Below are 16,363 nucleotides of genomic sequence, written 5' to 3' on the forward strand. Positions count from 1 at the left end.
TCGAGCCACGTCAACGCAGTGTCTACGCAGTATCGGACGAGAACGGGCGAAAAGGTTGCGCTCAGGCGACCCGTTCGAACAGCGCCGCCAGGCCCTGACCGCCGCCGATGCACATCGTCTCGAGCCCGTAGCGGGCGTCGCGGCGCACCATCTCGCGGGTCAGCGTGGCCAGGATCCGGCCGCCGGTGGCGCCCACCGGGTGCCCCAGCGAGATCCCCGAGCCATTGACGTTCATCCGGTCGAAGTCGGTCGGGGTGAAGCCCCACTCGCGGGTGCAGGCCAGCACCTGCGCGGCGAAGGCCTCGTTCAGCTCGATCAGGTCGATGTCCTTGAGCGCGACCTCGGCGGCGTCGAGCGTGCGGGCCACGGCCGGCACCGGCCCGATACCCATGGTGGCCGGCGGCACCCCGCCGACGCCCCAGGACACCAGCTTGGCCAGCGGCCGCAGCCCCAGCTCCTCGGCCTTGGCCGGGTGGGTGACCACGCAGATCGCCGCGCCGTCGTTCTGCCCGCTGGCGTTGCCGGCGGTCACGGTGGCCTCGGGGTCGTCGCGACCCAGCACCGGACGCAGCGTCGCGAGCTTGTCCAGCGAGGAGTCCGGGCGGATGTGCTCGTCGCGGTCGACGACGGTGTCGCCCTTCCGGCCCTTGATCGTGACCGGCACGATCTCGTCGGCGAAGCGGCCCGCCTCGGCCGCGGCAGCTGCGCGGTGGTGGCTGCGCACCGAGTACTCGTCCTGCTCCTCGCGCGGGATCGAGTACTCCTTACGCAGGTTCTCCGCGGTCTCCAGCATGCCGCCGGGGACCGGGAAGTTGAGCCCGCCCGCGGTGACCCGCCCCCGGGCCAGCGCGTCGTGCATCATCACGCCCGGCCCGCCCTTGACCCCCCACCGCATGGAGGTGGAGTAGAAGGGCGCGTTGCTCATCGACTCCGCACCGCCGGCCAGCACGACGTCGGACGCGCCGGCCTGCACCTGCATGGCCGCGTAGATCACGGCCTGCAGGCCCGACCCGCAGCGGCGGTCGATCTGCAGCCCGGTGACGCTCACCGGCAGGCCCGCGTCCAGCGCCGCCACCCGGCCGATCGCCGGCGCGTCCATCGTCGGGTAGCAGTTGCCCAGCAGCACGTCGTCGACGGCCTCCGGCGCCAGCCCGGTGCGCTCGATCAGCGCCCGGATGACCGTGGCCGCCAGCTCGTGCGCCGGCACGTCGCGCAGGGATCCGCCGAACCCGCCGACAGGGGTCCGCAGCGGTTCGCAGATGACCGCATCTCGCATGTTCGGTGTCCTTCTACAGGTAGTAGCGGAGCAGGCTCTCGGCCACCAGGGCCGGCCGCTCGGAGCCCTCGATCTCGACGGTCACCTTGTTGGTCACCTGGACCCCACCGCTGACGTCGGCGACATCGAGCAGCTCGATGCTGCCCCGGATCCGGCTGCCCACCGGCACCGGAGAGGTGAACCTCACCTTGTTCAACCCGTAGTTGATCGTCATCTTGACGTTGTCGACCTTGTAGATCTGCCAGCCGATGACCGGGATCAGCGACAGGGTGAGGAAGCCATGGGCGATCGTGGTGCCGAACGGGCCGTCCTTGGCCTTCTCCGCGTCGACGTGGATCCACTGGTGGTCGCCGGTCGCATCGGCGAACTTGTCGATCTGAGACTGGTCGACCGTCATCCACTCGCTCTGGCCGAGCGTGGTGCCCTTGGCCTTCCGCAGTTCGTCCACACCGTTGAAGACGCGCATGCACAACCCCTCATCCGTCGGTTGCGGCCGAGTCGGCAGGCCCGGCCCCTGACACCTCTGCCGGCCACACCGCCGACCGCCTCACCCTGCCATACGACGGCGCCCCGGCCCGGCACCTCCGGCCCCGTGGCTCCACTCGGCGGCCCTGGTTCCCGGGCACTACTCTGCGCCGCGTCGGGTGCGTATCTGGGACGGGGCTGATGACGACCCATTCGGCGGGTCGCGCCATCCGGGCGACGGATGGCCCGCCATGACCGGTACGACCGGCATGGTGCACGCGGGCGTGCTCTACTCCACGCCCGCTCAGCTTGCCGACCAGCTCTCCCTCCGGGTCGGTACCGCGCTCGCGGCCGGAGAACCCGTGGTCGCGGTCCTCGACGCGGCGAACCGGTCCGCGCTCGTCGACGCCCTCGGCGCCGATGCCGCCGCGGTCGAGTTCCAGGACCCGGCCCGCGTGCACAGCGTCCCGGCGTTCACCGTCGCGGTCCGCTGGGCTCGGCTGACCCGCCGCGTCGAGACCCCCGGTGTGCGCACCACCGTCATCGGCCAGCACGTCCCCGACCTGCCGGGCTGCGATCCCGGCTACTGGGCCCGGCTCGACGCCGCGCTCAACGTGACCCTGCACGGGCTGCCGATCACCATGCTGTGCCCCTGCCCGATCCGCGGGGAGCTGGTGGCCCAGGCCCGGTCGACGCACCCCACGCTGCTCGCCGACGGCCACTCCGCACCGAGCGCGAGCTACCGCGACCCGGCCGACGTCGTCGCCGAGTACCCGCCTCCGCCGCCGCCGGACCTCGGGCCGCCCACCGCCGAGCTGGACTTCCGGTCGCCGGAGCTGCCCGCCGTGCGGCACCTTGTGGCCTCGGTCTCGACGCAGGCCGGGCTGGCCACCGAGCGGATCGCCGACTTCGTCCTCGCCGTCAACGAGATCGCCAGCAACAGCGTGGAGCACGGCGCCGGGACCGGCCGGCTGCGGCTGTGGATCTGGGCAACCGGCGTCACCTGCGAGGTGTTCGACACCGGCCGGATGACGGTGCCCTTCCCGGGCATGGTGGCGCCGGCACCGTCCGGTGAGCGCGGCCGCGGGCTGTGGCTGGCCTCCGAACTCTCCGACGTGCTGCAGGCCTGGAGTGACGAGGGCGGCACGGTCGTGCGGCTCTTCGTGGAGCGCTGATCCTCGGTCCGCGATCTGCAGGATCAGCTTGCCGGTGTTCTCGCCCCGAACAGCCGCAGCAGCGTGTCCGGGACGTCCTCGACGGTGCCGCGCACGATGTCGTGCCGGCTCTGCAGCCTGCCCTCGCCGAGCCAGCGGCCCAGCGCCGCCACGCCCTCCGGGTAGCGGTCGCGAAGTCGGTGACGGCGAAGCCCTCCATCCGGGCCCGGTTCAGCAGTGGGACCGGCTCGGTGGTGTGCTCCCACGTCTGCGGGGTGGGCAGTCCGGCCGGGCGCGCGGCGAGCCGCACCTGCCGGGTCACGATCTCACTGCTCATGCTGCCGTCAAGCCACGCCGGCGTGCAGGATGTCCGCGTGGACCCCGTCGAACGGTTCAGCGCGCTGGTCGACGCACCGGAGCCGGCGCTCGACGAAGCGGCGCTCGCGCTCGCGGCGGGCGCCGACCCGAACCTCGAGCCCGCCCGCTGGCTCCGCGAACTCGACCGGCTGGCCGACGGCGTCGCCTCCCTCGACGGCCTGGTGCGGCGGCTGTTCACCGAGGAGGGCTTCGTCGGCAACACCGCCGACTACTACGACCCGCGCAACTCGCTGCTGCCCCATGTGCTCACCCACCGCACCGGCATCCCGATCACCCTCGCGGTGGTGTGCATCGAGGTCGGTCGCCGCGCCGGGATCGCGCTCGAGGGCGTCGGCATGCCGGGGCACTTCCTGGTCCGCCCGCCCGGCACCGAGCGCTATCTCGACGTCTTCGCCGGCGGCCGGTTCCTCGACGTGGCCGGCTGCGAGGCGCGATTCCGGGCGGCCACCGGCGCGGGCCGGGAGATCGCCTTCGGCCCGCACCTGCTGACCCGGACCACCACCCGGGGAATCCTCACCCGGATGCTGGAGAACCTGCGGTCCATCTACCGGGAGCGGCGGCAGTACGCCGACCTGGAGTGGGTGCTGCGGATGCGGCTGACACTGCGCCACGACGGGCCGCCGCTGATCATCGAACTGGCCCGCACGCAGGGTGATCAGGGTCGCTGGCTCGACGGCGCGCGGCTCATCGACGACTACGTGGCCCGGGCGGTCGACAACCCGCGTTTCGGCTTGAACGAGGACCAGCTCGACGACCTGCGGACGGTGTCCCGTTCCCTGCGGGCGCATCTCAACTGAGCCTCGACCGGGCCGCGGTGCCACCCGCCGGCCGGCCCACCACGTTGTACGCCGGCCGGCGGGAGTCCGTGCCGCGGATCAGCCGCCCTTGGCGGCCCGTTCCTTGGCGTGCTTGTCGGTCCACGCGGCCAGCGCGTCGGCCTGCTTGGCGTCGAGCTCCTGCCAGCGGCTCTGGGCGTACTGCGCGGCGGCGAGGGTGCGCTCGCCCGAGCCCTGGAACGCGGGCATGACCTGCTCGGCGAACAGCTCGTAGTGGCGGGCCATGGCGTCCGGCCGGACCCAGTCGTGGGCCATCATCAGGTAGGCACCGAACCCGCCGCCGGACTGCTTGTACAGCTCGTCGATCTTGCGGATCGCATCCTCCGGAGTACCGATGACGCCGGTGCCGCTGTCGTTGACCCAGTTGACCCGCTCCCGGAGCGTGTCGCCGGTCGGGCGGAAGTGCGGGGCGGCCGCGGTGTGCTGCAGGTAGTCGCACCACGCCTCGATGCCGTACTCGACCTCCTTCATCGCTTGTTCCTTGGTCTCGGCGATGTGCATCGGCCCGACCAGGCGCCAGCGGCCGCGGTCGGCCTTCTGCCCGTGCTCGGCGGCCTTCTCCTCCACCACGTCCCAGTGCATGGCGAGCAGGTCGAGGTCACCGGTCATCGTGGCGCCGACGGAGAGCAGCGAGAGGCCGTGCTTGCCGACGATGCGCGGCCCGGACGGCGAGGCGATCGCGGCGACGCCGATCTCGAAACAGGGGTCGGTGAACGGGCGCAGCTGGCAGCGGGCGTTGACCAGGTTGTAGCGGGCGGTCTTGTGCGTGACCGGCTCGTCGGTCAGCAGCAGCTGCATGAGGACGTCGACGTCCTCCTCCAGCGCCGGCCGCTGCTCGGACGGGTCGATGCCGATCATGGCCGCGTCGGTGGGCAGCGCGCCCGGGCCGAGACCCAGGATGAACCGGCCGCGGGTCAGGTGGTCGAGCAGGATCGCGCGGTCGGCCACCCACAGCGGGTTGTGGTAGGGCAGCGAGAGCACCCCGGTACCCAGCTTGATGTGTTCGGTCCGGGAGGCGACGTGGGCGATGAAGATCTCCGGCGAGGCGATGATCTCCGAACCGCACGAGTGGTGCTCGCCGACCCAGGCCTCGTCGTAGCCCAGCCGGTCGAGCTGCTGGATGGTCTCGACGTCGCGCTGCAGGGCGACGGTGGGGTTCCGGCCGGGCGGGGCGTGGAACGGCGCCATGAAGATTCCGAAGCGCATACGCGACATTGAGATGCGACCTTCCGGGGTGCCGACGGAGAGGCACCGAACGAACCACAGTTCGACAACGAGTGTCAAGGTTCACACCGTGGCGCTACTCACCGGGACGTCTTCCCGAACCCGCAGGTCAACGGGCCATTGGAAAGCAGATGTGGGTTTGGTTACACGTGCCCGGGTGGCCGGCGCGCCTGACGACGTCGGCCTGCTTGCCATGGCCGCCGGGGCGCGGGGTGCCGGCGGGCGAGTCCGGCCCGCCATGCCCCGCCCGAGCCCTCGGGCCGAGATCCTGCGCGCCGCGAGCGGGGAGTTCCGCACTGGTCCACCCCGCGGCGCGGCCGCGGACCGGGAGCCGGTCGACGACCTGTTCGCGCTCGCCCTGGGCGGGCTGACGGCCGGGTGAGCGCCCGGGCGGTGCCGGGGTGCACCCCCGATCTCGGGCCCCCGGACCGTCCGGCGGCGGACGACGCAGGCGCCGCCCGATGATCGGGAGTGGGCGACATCTCGGCGACAGCCATCGGCCGTCCGCCTCACCTACGGTGGAGCCGTGGCCTCCTCCCGAAGACTGCGCGCGCTGATCACCAACGACGACGGCATCGACTCCCCCGGCCTGTGGGCCCTCGCGGCGGGGGCCCGGGACGCCGGCCTGGACGTCGTGGTGGCGGCTCCGCACGTCGACGCGAGCGGGGTCGGCGGTTCGGTGCTGTCGGTGCGGGACGGGAACCGGACGGCGGTGCACCCGCGTGAGCTCCCGGGCCTGCCCGGGATCCCGGCCTTCGCCGTCGAGGGGCACCCGGCGTTCATCGTCCACGCGGCCGGCCGGGGCTGGCTGGACCCGCATCCCGACATCGTGCTGTCCGGCATCAACGACGGGTCGAACGTGGGCCGGGCGGTGCTGCACTCCGGCACCGCCGGCGCGGCGCTGACCGCGAGCCTGCACGGCTGGTACGGGCTGGCGGTGTCACTGGACAGTGGACTGGAGACGCCGGAGAACCCGCACTGGGATTCGGCGTTGCACCTGCTGCCGACGGTGCTGGACCTGCTGCTGGCCGCATCGCCGGGCACCGTCTTCTCGCTCAACGTTCCCGACCTGCCCGTCGACGAACTGGGCGAACTGCGGGAGGCGCGGCTGGCACACTTCGGCGCCGTGCAGGTGCGAGTGGTGCACCGCGACGGCCACCCGTCGGGAGCGCTGCACGCCAGCATCTCCGAGCACGGGTTCACTCCGGAGCCCGGCACCGACATCGCACTGCTCGCGGCAGGTCACCCGACCTTGACCGAACTGCAGTCGGTCGGCGAACGCCCCGGCGTGCTGGGGCAACGCTCCGCAACCGCCGACCTCGGTGGCTGACCTCGGGCGCAACCCGTCCGGCCCAGCGGAACCCTGCTTTCCTGGGGCGGCAGCGAACACTGTGGTATATGCGACCCCCGAATCAGGCGTGATCTACGACACACGTCACGATCTCACAATGCGTGATGGCGAGATCCGGTCGGAGTGGTCCACCCGTTTCGCTCGTGCCGTGGCGGAGGAGATCCGCCACGGGGTTCGCTCCGGGGCGCTGACCTGGGCGGAAGCCGACGAACTCCTGGCCCGGCTGCGCGTCCTGGTCGATCAGGCGCTCGACCTCGCGCCGCAGTTCAACTGACGCGACGCCGGGCGATCACCCGGCGTTCATCGCGGAGGCAGCCGCCGTACGCCCCGGACGGCGGCCAGGGTGACGCTCCGTGTCGGCGGGACGTCGCGGGCCGGCGCGTCAGTTCTCGTCGGCTCCGGTGAGCTGCTCCTCGAGCCGGTCGGCGAGCTCCACCACCAGCCGGAAGGGCCGCTCGAACCCGGCGAGGTTCGTCTCCTCCAACGGGATCGAGTGCCGGAAGACCACGACCCCGTCCGTCGAGGCGACGCCGCCGACGACCGACTTCCCGGCCAGCTCCAGCAGTCGTGCCAGATCGACGTCGGCGGCCCTGGCGACCGGTGATGCGATCTGCGCCCACGGGTGCCCGTCCTCGCCCTGCACCTGCCGGACCACGACGAGTTGGGTCCGTTCGCCCACCGTGGGGAGGTTGAACCACAGCTCGCCAGGGGCCTGGCGCATGATCTCGTAGCGCATCCGCACGTAGGACACCAGGTCGTCCCAGCTGGCCACGTCGGCACCTCCCACTCCTCGGGCGACCGTACCGCGTTCCGGTCACGCGGCGCGGCACGTGGTCAACAACTGGTCGGCCGGGGCGCGGTCGTCGGTGAGCACCGGGGCGTCGCCGCGGACCGGCGGGCGGTCTCGGCCGGCCGGCGGGGCATCGTGAACCCACCGCCGCCGGTGTGCACCGCCCGCAGCGGGGCGCCCGGCGGGAACGCGGTGTCCACCCCTCGGCGAAGCACCGGGTGTGGGCCAGGTGCAGGTACCCAGGATCCGGGAGGTCCACACAGGAGTGCCGCGGATCGTCGAGCACGAGCGTCCGGCCGGTCGCCCGGTCGGGGCCGGCCTCGGCCGGGGCGCAGTAGTGGACGGTGTCGACGTCACACCGGCCGGGGATCGCGACGAGCGCGGCGCCGACCCCGGCCGCGGCCGGCGGCTACAGCCCGAGCTGGCGGGCGATCAGCATCTTCTGCACCTCGGAGGTGCCCTCGCCGATCTCCAGGATCTTGGCGTCGCGGTAGAACCGGCCGACCGGGTACTCGTTCATGAACCCGTAGCCCCCGAAGATCTGAGTGGCGTCGCGGGCGTTGTCCATCGCGGCGTTCGAGGAGACGAGCTTGGCGATCGCCGCCTCCTTCTTGAACGGCTCGCCGTTCAGCATCTTCGCGGCGGCGGCGTAGTAGGCCAGCCGTGCGGTGTGCGCCCGGGCCTCCATGTCCGCGATCTTGAACTGGATGGCCTGATAGCTGCCGATGGGGTTGCCGAACGCCTCCCGCTCGTGGGCGTAGCGCACCGACTCGTCGACGCAGCCCTGGGCCAGTCCGACGCTCAGCGCCGCGATCGCGACCCGGCCCTCGTCCAGGATGGACAGGAACTGCGCGTAGCCGCGGCCGCGCTCGCCCAGCAGGTTCGACGCCGGGACGCGGCAGTCGTCGAAGAACAGCTCGTGGGTGTCCGAGGCGTTCCAGCCCACCTTGGAGTACTTCTCGGCGACGGTGAAGCCCGGCGTCCCCGCCGGCACCATGATCGCGGAGATCTCCTTCTTGCCGCCGTCGTGCTCGCCGGTGATCGCGGTGACGGTGACGACCGAGGTGATGTCGGTGCCGGAGTTCGTGATGAACGCCTTGGAGCCGTTGATCACCCACTCGTCGCCCTCGAGCCGGGCGGTGGTGCGGGTGGCGCCGGCGTCGCTGCCGCCGCCGGGCTCGGTCAGCCCGAACGCGCCGAGTTTCTCCCCGGCGGCCAGCGCGGGCAGCCACCGCGCCTTCTGCTCGTCGTTGCCGAAGCGGTAGATCGGCATCGCGCCGAGCGAGACGCCGGCCTCCAGGGTGATCGCGACCGAGGAGTCGACCCGGGCCAGCTCCTCCAGGGCGAGACACAGCGCGAAGTAGTCGCCGCCCATTCCGCCGTGCTCCTCGGCGATGGGCAGGCCGAACAGGCCCATCGCGCCCATCTTCTCGACCAGGTCGTAAGGGAACTCGCCGCGCTCGTAGAACTCGCCGATGACCGGAGCGACCTCCTTGTGCGCGAAGTCCTCGACGGTGGCCCGCAGCGCGGCGTGCTCCTCGCTCAGTTCGAGATCCATGTCAGTCCTCCTCGGAATGGGGTTCGACCACCAGGAGCACCGCGTCCTTCGCGACGGTTCCACCGGCGCGGGCCTTCAGTTCGCGGACCACCCCGTCGACGGGGGCGGTGAGCACGTGCTCCATCTTCATCGCCTCGACGACGACGAGCCGCTGGCCCGCCGTCACCTGCTGGCCTTCGGCGACCTCGACGACGGTCACGGTGCCGGGCATCGGGGACAGCACCGGACCGCCGGCGCCCTCCTCCGCGTGCCGGGCGGCCTCGAGCGGCTCCTGCTCGCGGACCGCCCACGACCGCCCGTCGCGGGACAGCCACAGGGTCGCGCCGTCCTGCGCGCAGGCGTAGCCGCGCGTGACACCGCCGACGGTGACGGCCAGCGTCGCGTCCTGCAGCCGGGCCGACGCGGGCACCGGTTCGGCGTCTCCCACCGCGACCTGGGCGTCGCGGGCGCGGCCGCGGACCCGCACGGGTACCGGGTCGTGACCGGCCGCGAGCATCTGCCATGTCGTCCAGGCGGGTTCGCCGATGCGCCAGCCACCGGGCAGGTCGAACGGGTCGACCACCGGGCCGGCCGGTTCGAGGTGCAACAGGGCGTGCAGGGCGGCGGCCGCGGGCACGTCGGCAGGCAGATCTGCGGCCGCGAGCGCGTCGACCCGGCGGCCGACCAGGCCGGTGTCCAGCCGCGCGGCGCGGACGTCGTCGTCGGCGAGCAGCGCGCGCAGGAAGCCGGTGTTCGTGCCGAGTCCGAGCAGGACGGTGTCACCGAGCGCGGCGTCGAGCCGGCGCAGCGCGGAATCCCGGTCGGGGCCGTGGGCGATGACCTTGGCGAGCATCGGGTCGTAGTCCGAGCCGACGACGCCGCCCACGACGATCCCGGAGTCGACCCGGATCCCGGGCCCGCTCGGTTCCCGCAGGGCCAGGATGCGTCCGCCGGTGGGCAGGAACCCCGCGGCCGGGTCCTCGGCGTAGATCCGGACCTCGACGGCGTGCCCGGTCAGCGTCACGTCGTCCTGCGTGATCGGCAGCGTCTCGCCGGCGGCCACCCGCAGCTGCAGCTCCACCAGGTCCAGCCCGGTGACGAGCTCGGTGACCGGGTGCTCGACCTGGAGCCGGGTGTTCATCTCCATGAAGAAGAACTCGTCCGGCGCGTCCCCGCCCACGATGAACTCGACCGTGCCCGCGCCGGTGTAGCCGACGGCGCGGGCCGCCTCGACGGCCGCGGCGCCCATCCGCTCCCGCTGCGCAGGGGTGAGCAGCGCGGACGGCGCCTCCTCGACGATCTTCTGGTGCCGGCGCTGCAGGCTGCACTCGCGCTCGCCGAGGTGCACGACGTTGCCGTGCGCGTCGGCCATGACCTGGATCTCGATGTGCCGCGGGGTGGTGACGAGCCGCTCGACCAGCAGCGTGTCGTCACCGAACGAGCCGCGGGCCTCGCGCCGCGCCGCGGCGATCGCGTCGGCCAGGTCCTCCCGCGCGTGCACCTCGCGCATGCCCTTGCCGCCGCCGCCCGCGGACGGCTTGAGCAGCACCGGGTAGCCGATCTGCTGCACCGCCTCGGTCAGCTCGGCGTCGGACAGCCCGACGCCCTCGGATCCCGGTACGACCGGGACCCCGGCCTTGGCGACGGTCTGCTTGGCCCGGATCTTGTCGCCCATCGCCTCGATCGCCGCCGCAGGCGGGCCGACGAACGCGATCCCGGCGTCCTCGCAGGCTGCGGCGAAGGCGGTGTTCTCGCTCAGGAAGCCGTAGCCGGGGTGGATCGCCTGGGCACCGGTGGCCTTCGCCGCCTCGATCACGGCGGGGATGGACAGGTAGCTCTGCGCGGCCGCGGCCGGTCCGATGCGCACCGCGACGTCGGCGTCGGCGACGTGCCGGGCGTGCGCGTCGGCGTCGCTGTACACGGCGACCGAGCGGATGCCCATGGCGCGCAGGGTGCGAATGACCCGGACCGCGATCTCGCCGCGGTTGGCGATCAGAACGGTGTCGAACATTCCTGCTCCCTCACATCCGGAAGACGCCGAAGGCGGGATCGGCGAGCGGGGCGTTCGCGGCCGCGGACAGCGCGAGCCCGAGGACGGTGCGGGTGTCGGCGGGGTCGATCACCCCGTCGTCCCACAGCCGGGCCGTCGAGTAGTACGGGTGCCCCTGGTGTTCGTACTGGCCACGGATGCGGTCCTTGAACTCCTCGTCGGATTCGCCGTTCCCGTTGCCCCGCACCATGGACAGCACCGTCGCGGCCTGCTCGCCGCCCATCACCGAGATCCGCGCGTTGGGCCACATGAACAGGAACCGCGGCGAGTAGGCCCGCCCGCACATCGAGTAGTTCCCGGCCCCGAACGAGCCACCGATGATCACGGTGAACTTCGGGACCCGGGTACTCGCCACCGCGGTGACCATCTTCGCACCGTTCTTGGCGATGCCGCCGGCCTCGTACTCCCGGCCGACCATGAACCCGGAGATGTTCTGCAGGAACACCAGCGGGATGCCGCGCTGGTCGCACAGCTCGATGAAGTGCGCGCCCTTGAGCGCCGACTCGGAGAACAGGATCCCGTTGTTGGCCACGATGCCGACCGGATGCCCGTGCAGCCGGGCGAACCCGGTGACCAGCGTCGTCCCGTACTCGGCCTTGAACTCGCCGAACCGGGAGCCGTCGACGATCCGGGCGATCACCTCGCGCACGTCGTACGGGGTGCGCGAGTCGGTGGGCACGACACCGTAGAGCTCGGCCGGATCGGCCAGCGGCTCCTCGGTGGGCACCACTTCCCACGGCCGCGGCGCGCGCGGGCCCAGGGTCCCGACGATCGAGCGGACGATCTGCAGCGCGTGCGCGTCGTCGTTCGCGAGGTGGTCGGTGACCCCGGAGACCTTCGAGTGCAGGTCCCCACCGCCGAGCTCCTCGGCCGTGACGACCTCACCGGTGGCCGCCTTCACCAGCGGCGGGCCGCCCAGGAAGATCGTCCCCTGGTTACGGACGATCACCGCCTCGTCGCTCATCGCCGGGACGTACGCTCCACCGGCCGTGCACGAGCCGAGCACCGCGGCGATCTGCGGGATGCCGAGCCCGGACATCGTGGCCTGGTTGTAGAAGATCCGGCCGAAGTGCTCGCGATCGGGGAACACGTCGTCCTGCTCGGGCAGGTAGGCGCCGCCGGAGTCGACCAGGTAGATGCAGGGCAGCCGGTTGTGCAGGGCCACCTCCTGCGCGCGCAGGTGCTTCTTGACCGTCATCGGGTAGTAGGTGCCGCCCTTGACGGTGGCGTCGTTCGCGACGATCACGCATTCCCGCCCGGCCACCCGGCCGACGCCGGTGATCATCCCGGCGCCCGGGGCCTCGTCGCCGTAGAGGCCGTTCGCGGCCAGCGGGGAGAGCTCGAGGAACGGACTCGACGGGTCGACCAGGGCGTCGACCCGGTCGCGCGGCAGCAGCTTGCCGCGTTCGACGTGCCGGGCCCGGGCCCGTTCCGGGCCACCTGAGCGCGCCGTCGCGAGCTTCGCGTTCAGGTCGGCGACCAGAGCACGGTGCGACTCGGTGTTGCGCTCGAACTGCGGTGCCGACGGATCGACGGCGCCACCCAGCACGGGCATGGCCGTCGCGGGGCGGCCGTTCGACGTGGTCCCTGACGTGGTCACCGTCATGCCTGACCTCTCCGGCTCGGTTAGCGCTCGTTAACATGTTAGCGGTCGTTAACCGTGCGCACCAGGCCCCCGGTGCCGGCGCGCCGCTCTCAGCGTGGTTTCAGCGTCGCTGCGGACACTGATCCGTGGACAGCATCCCCGGCCACGAGGAGCCACCGTGATCGTGCTCGACAGCTCGCCCACCCTGCTGGCCGGCGAGGAGCGCCGCAGCATGGACGCCGACGGGCGCGGCACGCTCGGCGTGGTGCGCTGCGCGCTGGTCGCGCTCAGCGCGCTGGGCATCCTCGGCGTGGTCGCCGAGATCGGCGCCCCGGGGCGGCTGCAGACGGTGCCGTGGGTGGGCGTCGGGCTGCTCGCCGTCGCGACGGTGCTGCTGGTGCTGCCGCGCCGGGCGAAGCTGCTGCCACTGGTCCGGATCCTGGCTCTGCTCGTGCTCGGCGCCGCCGCGTTCGGCGTGGCCGAGCACCTGCTGGCCCATCCCGATCCGGCTGGCTTCGACCACCAGATCGGCACCTACTGGGCGAGCCTGTCCCCGCTGACCCGATCCTGGTACGGCGGCGGCGCGGCCGGTGCCGCCACCCCGCTGGCCCCCGGGATGCTCGGCCAGGCCGCGCTGCTGCTCCTGCTCGCCACCACCGGGGCCGGCAGCCGCTTCCCGCGCCTGCGCCGGTCCGAGCGCTGACCCCGGTCGCCGAGGCTCTACGGTCTGATCGTGCGGGTGCTTCTGGTCGAGGACGAGCGGCCGCTGGCCGAGCTGGTCCGCCGCGGGCTGGCCGCCGAGGGCCACACGGTTCAGATCGCCTCCGACGGCCCGTCCGGCCTGGCCGCGGCGAGCACCGGGCAGCACGACGTGGTCGTGCTGGACATCATGCTGCCGGGGCTGTCCGGCTACCGGATCCTGCAGCGGCTGCGCGAGGCCGGGATCTGGACGCCGGTGCTCATGCTCACCGCGAAGGACGGCGAGTACGACGAGGCCGACGCGTTCGACCTCGGCGCCGACGACTATCTGACCAAGCCGTTCTCGTTCGTGGTGCTGCTGGCCCGGCTGCGCGCGCTGCTGCGCCGCGCCGGTGAGGCACGCCCGACCGTGCTGACCGTCGGCGACCTGCGGCTCGACCCGGCGCGGCACCGGGTGCACCGCGGCGAGGTCGAGATCACCCTCACCCCGCGCGAGTTCGGCGTGCTCGAGTACCTGATGCGGCACGCCGGTGAGGTCGTGACCAAGACCGACATCCTGCGCGCGGTGTGGGACGCGCACTACGAGGGCGAGGTCAACGTCGTCGAGGTGTACGTCGGCTACCTGCGCCGCAAGATCGACGCCCCGTTCACGACCACCAGTATCGAGACGCTGCGCGGGGTCGGGTACCGGATGGTGGAGCCGTCCTGAGGCGCGCCCCGCTCAGCGCGACGAACGGGTGACCGCCGGCGCCCCGGCCGGCGGACGCGGGGCCGGGGACGGGCGCCGGACCGGCGACGGGGCCGCCGGTGCGGTGCGTGGCAGCGCACCCGTCCGATCGGCATCGGGCGCCTCCTCGGCCACCGGCAGCCGGACCCGGAACAGCGCACCGCCGCCCGGCGCCTCGTCGACCTCGACCGAGCCGCCGTGCGCCGCGACCACCTCCGCGACGATCGCGAGGCCCAGGCCTGCACCGCCGTCGCCGCGGGAACGGGCCTCGTCGAGCCGGACGAAGCGCTCGAACACCCGGGCGCGGTCGGCGGGCGGGACACCCGGCCCGTCGTCGGCGACCTCGATCACCGCCTGCCCCCCGGCCCGGCGGACGGTCACGAGAACCTTCGAGCGGGCGTGCCGGCGGGCGTTGTCCACCAGGTTGCGGACGACCCGGACCAGCTGTCCCCGGTCGCCGACCACGCGCACCGGTTCGGCACGCACCTCCGGGCCGGCCCCGCCGACGTCGCTGGGGCGGCCACGCTCGGCCTGCACGACCTCGTCGAGGTCGACCTCCTCGCGGCGCGGCTGCAGCCCGCGCTCATCGGCCCGGGCCAGCAGCAGCAGGCCCTCGACCAGCCGGTTCAGCCGCTCGGCCTCCTGGCGCAGCGTCGCGACGGTCTCCCGGTCGGCGCCGCCGGGGCCGTCCATCAACTCCAGGCCGGTGGCGATGGTGGCCAGCGGGCTGCGCAGTTCGTGGCTGGCGTCGGCGACGAACCGGCGCTGCACGCCCTGGGCGTTCTGCAGCCGGGCCAGCATCGCGTTCATCGTCTCGGCCAGCCGGCCGACCTCGTCGCGGGCCGGCGGCACCGGCACGCGGCGCCCGAGGTCGCGGTCGGTCATGCCGGCGACCTGGGCGCGCATCGCCTCGACCGGCCGCAGCGCGCGGCCGGCGAACAGGTAGGTGAAGAAGCCGGCGACGACGACGAGGATCGGCACCCCGATCAGCACCATGTAGAACACGGTGTCGACCGCCTTGTACACGCCGTCCAACGGCTGCGCGGCGAGCACGACGATGGTCCGGCCGCTGGCCTTCATGCCCTGGGCGACGATCAGCGCCTGCTCCATGGTGCCGTCGTCGAGCTGGACCTGACGGCCCGGGTCGACCTGGATCTCCCCCGCGGCGGGCATCAGGTCGGTCATCGGCGGCTTGTAGCTGAGCGGGTCCGACGCCCCGAGCACCTGGATGTCGTGGCCGTCGCGCGGCGCGTAGTCGGTGATCACCTGGACGAGGTCGGAGCGCGCGCCGGTGGCCTCGACGGCGTTCTTCTTCAACTCGCCCTCGAAGTTGGCGGCCACCCGCTCGCCGAGCTGGGTGGTCTGCTGGGTCGCGGTGTCCTCGAGGGACATGCGCAGGAAGTAGTTCAGCAAGAACACGAGCGCGGCGCCGGCGATCACCAGGACGACGGCGACGGCGGCGGCCGCGGCCAGCGCCGACGCGGCGCGCACACCGAAGCGCGCGCGCAACCGTCCGCGGAGCCGACCCATGCGACGAGGGTAAACGGACCAGCCTGTGCCGCCGCTGAGGAACGCAGCGGAGCAGTTAGGGAACATTAACTAGCCGCGCTACGCTGGAGCGATGGCGGCGTTCCCCGGAATGAACGCCGGCGCGGGCGTCGCCGGCTCCCGCAGCCGTCGGGAACAGATCCTCGGCGTCGCCGCGCAGCTGTTCGCCCGGCACGGCTTCCACGGCGTGAGCATCGCCGACCTGGGCGCCGCGGTAGGCGTGAGCGGACCGGCCCTCTACCGGCATTTCCCCAGCAAGGAAGCCCTGCTCGCGGAGATGCTGATCGGCATCAGCGAGCACCTGCTGGCCGGCGGCCAGGAGCGCGCGGCCGCCTCCGAGGACCCGCGGGAGGTGCTCGCCGCGCTCATCGACTTCCAGGTCGACTTCGCGCTGCGCGAGCCGGAACTGATCACCGTGCAGGACCGCGACCTGGCCAACCTGCCCCCGGCACCCCGCCGCCGGGTGCGGCTGCTGCAGCGCATGTACGTCGAGATCTGGGTGGACACGCTGCGGCGGATCAACCCGGAGCTGTCCGTGGAGGCGGCCCGGATCGCCGCCCACGGCGCGTTCGGCCTGCTCAACTCCACTCCGCACAGCGGTACCCGGGGCAGTCGTGCGGAGGTGGCCGCGCTGACGGAGCTGATCGGGCGCGGTCCCGCGCTGCTCACCGGCGACGCCGCGGTGCCGGCCCGCGCGGTCGCCGGCAGGCTGGGCCTGGCCGATGCGCAGGCCGGCCTGCACG

General features: G+C 72.7%; 17 protein-coding genes. 8 read left to right on the top strand and 9 right to left on the bottom strand.

Annotation, left to right across the window (positions count from 1 at the left end; all coding sequences use genetic code 11):
* Positions 1-61 precede the first annotated feature (61 nt).
* Entirely contained in the window at positions 62-1,276 is a 1,215-nt protein-coding gene (locus HF526_RS18315) for an acetyl-CoA C-acetyltransferase (protein ID WP_169382724.1), read from the bottom strand.
* 13 nt (positions 1,277-1,289) lie between these two features.
* The gene (locus HF526_RS18320) at positions 1,290-1,742 is read right to left on the bottom strand and encodes a MaoC family dehydratase (RefSeq protein ID WP_169382726.1); all 453 of its coding nucleotides are present in this window, start codon (positions 1,740-1,742) and stop codon (positions 1,290-1,292) included.
* Between the two features lie 250 nt (positions 1,743-1,992).
* Here HF526_RS18320 and HF526_RS18325 point away from each other — a divergent pair, with 250 nt between their 5' ends.
* The gene (locus tag HF526_RS18325; protein WP_169382728.1) at positions 1,993-2,916 is read left to right on the top strand and encodes an anti-sigma factor RsbA family regulatory protein; all 924 of its coding nucleotides are present in this window, start codon (positions 1,993-1,995) and stop codon (positions 2,914-2,916) included.
* 23 nt (positions 2,917-2,939) lie between these two features.
* On the opposite strand, the gene HF526_RS36450 is transcribed toward HF526_RS18325, so the two are convergent.
* Positions 2,940-3,068, bottom strand: a complete 129-nt coding sequence (locus HF526_RS36450; protein ID WP_275404078.1) for a hypothetical protein — start codon at positions 3,066-3,068, stop codon at positions 2,940-2,942.
* A 201-nt stretch (positions 3,069-3,269) separates the two neighbouring features.
* On the opposite strand from HF526_RS36450, the gene HF526_RS18330 reads away from it, so the two are divergent.
* A complete protein-coding gene (locus tag HF526_RS18330) occupies positions 3,270-4,070 on the top strand; it encodes a transglutaminase family protein (RefSeq protein ID WP_169382730.1) in 801 nt (266 codons plus the stop codon).
* Positions 4,071-4,148: 78 nt separating this feature from the next.
* Here the strand turns inward: HF526_RS18330 and HF526_RS18335 are convergent, their stop codons facing one another.
* Positions 4,149-5,315, bottom strand: a complete 1,167-nt coding sequence (locus tag HF526_RS18335) for an LLM class flavin-dependent oxidoreductase (protein WP_239028832.1) — start codon at positions 5,313-5,315, stop codon at positions 4,149-4,151.
* A gap of 175 nt (positions 5,316-5,490) precedes the next feature.
* Here HF526_RS18335 and HF526_RS18340 point away from each other — a divergent pair, with 175 nt between their 5' ends.
* From HF526_RS18340 to HF526_RS18350, 3 genes are all read left to right on the top strand, one after another.
* A complete protein-coding gene (locus tag HF526_RS18340) occupies positions 5,491-5,715 on the top strand; it encodes a hypothetical protein (RefSeq protein ID WP_169382734.1) in 225 nt (74 codons plus the stop codon).
* A gap of 144 nt (positions 5,716-5,859) precedes the next feature.
* Positions 5,860-6,663, top strand: coding sequence for a 5'/3'-nucleotidase SurE (gene surE, locus HF526_RS18345; protein ID WP_338051562.1), 804 nt, complete (start codon positions 5,860-5,862; stop codon positions 6,661-6,663).
* A gap of 118 nt (positions 6,664-6,781) precedes the next feature.
* Positions 6,782-6,958 carry a hypothetical protein gene (locus tag HF526_RS18350; RefSeq protein WP_169382736.1) on the top strand — a complete coding sequence of 59 codons (177 nt, stop codon included), beginning with the start codon at positions 6,782-6,784 and terminating at the stop codon, positions 6,956-6,958.
* Between the two features lie 108 nt (positions 6,959-7,066).
* On the opposite strand, the gene HF526_RS18355 is transcribed toward HF526_RS18350, so the two are convergent.
* The 4 genes from HF526_RS18355 to HF526_RS18370 form a co-directional block, all read right to left on the bottom strand.
* Positions 7,067-7,456: a hypothetical protein gene (locus tag HF526_RS18355; RefSeq protein WP_169382738.1), complete on the bottom strand. Its 390-nt coding sequence runs from the start codon at positions 7,454-7,456 to the stop codon at positions 7,067-7,069.
* A 427-nt stretch (positions 7,457-7,883) separates the two neighbouring features.
* On the bottom strand, positions 7,884-9,032 hold the full coding sequence (locus HF526_RS18360; RefSeq protein ID WP_169382740.1) for an acyl-CoA dehydrogenase family protein: 1,149 nt from the start codon (positions 9,030-9,032) through the stop codon (positions 7,884-7,886).
* A 1-nt stretch (position 9,033) separates the two neighbouring features.
* Positions 9,034-11,022, bottom strand: a complete 1,989-nt coding sequence (locus tag HF526_RS18365; RefSeq protein WP_169382742.1) for an acetyl/propionyl/methylcrotonyl-CoA carboxylase subunit alpha — start codon at positions 11,020-11,022, stop codon at positions 9,034-9,036.
* Between the two features lie 10 nt (positions 11,023-11,032).
* The gene (locus HF526_RS18370; RefSeq protein ID WP_420821634.1) at positions 11,033-12,667 is read right to left on the bottom strand and encodes a carboxyl transferase domain-containing protein; all 1,635 of its coding nucleotides are present in this window, start codon (positions 12,665-12,667) and stop codon (positions 11,033-11,035) included.
* A gap of 157 nt (positions 12,668-12,824) precedes the next feature.
* On the opposite strand from HF526_RS18370, the gene HF526_RS18375 reads away from it, so the two are divergent.
* Together HF526_RS18375 and HF526_RS18380 are read left to right on the top strand one after the other, a co-directional pair.
* Complete coding sequence (locus HF526_RS18375; RefSeq protein ID WP_169382744.1) at positions 12,825-13,349, top strand: hypothetical protein; 525 nt, start codon at positions 12,825-12,827, stop codon at positions 13,347-13,349.
* Between the two features lie 30 nt (positions 13,350-13,379).
* Entirely contained in the window at positions 13,380-14,054 is a 675-nt protein-coding gene (locus HF526_RS18380) for a winged helix-turn-helix domain-containing protein (protein WP_169382745.1), read from the top strand.
* Positions 14,055-14,066: 12 nt separating this feature from the next.
* On the opposite strand, the gene HF526_RS18385 is transcribed toward HF526_RS18380, so the two are convergent.
* The gene (locus HF526_RS18385) at positions 14,067-15,668 is read right to left on the bottom strand and encodes a sensor histidine kinase (protein ID WP_420821635.1); all 1,602 of its coding nucleotides are present in this window, start codon (positions 15,666-15,668) and stop codon (positions 14,067-14,069) included.
* Positions 15,669-15,711: 43 nt separating this feature from the next.
* Here HF526_RS18385 and HF526_RS18390 point away from each other — a divergent pair.
* Positions 15,712-16,363, top strand: a 652-nt coding sequence (locus HF526_RS18390) for an SACE_7040 family transcriptional regulator (protein WP_169382756.1), incomplete at its 3' end; no start/stop codon positions are given.

Source organism: Pseudonocardia acidicola (assembly GCF_012911935.1).
GTDB lineage: Bacteria > Actinomycetota > Actinomycetes > Mycobacteriales > Pseudonocardiaceae > Pseudonocardia > Pseudonocardia acidicola.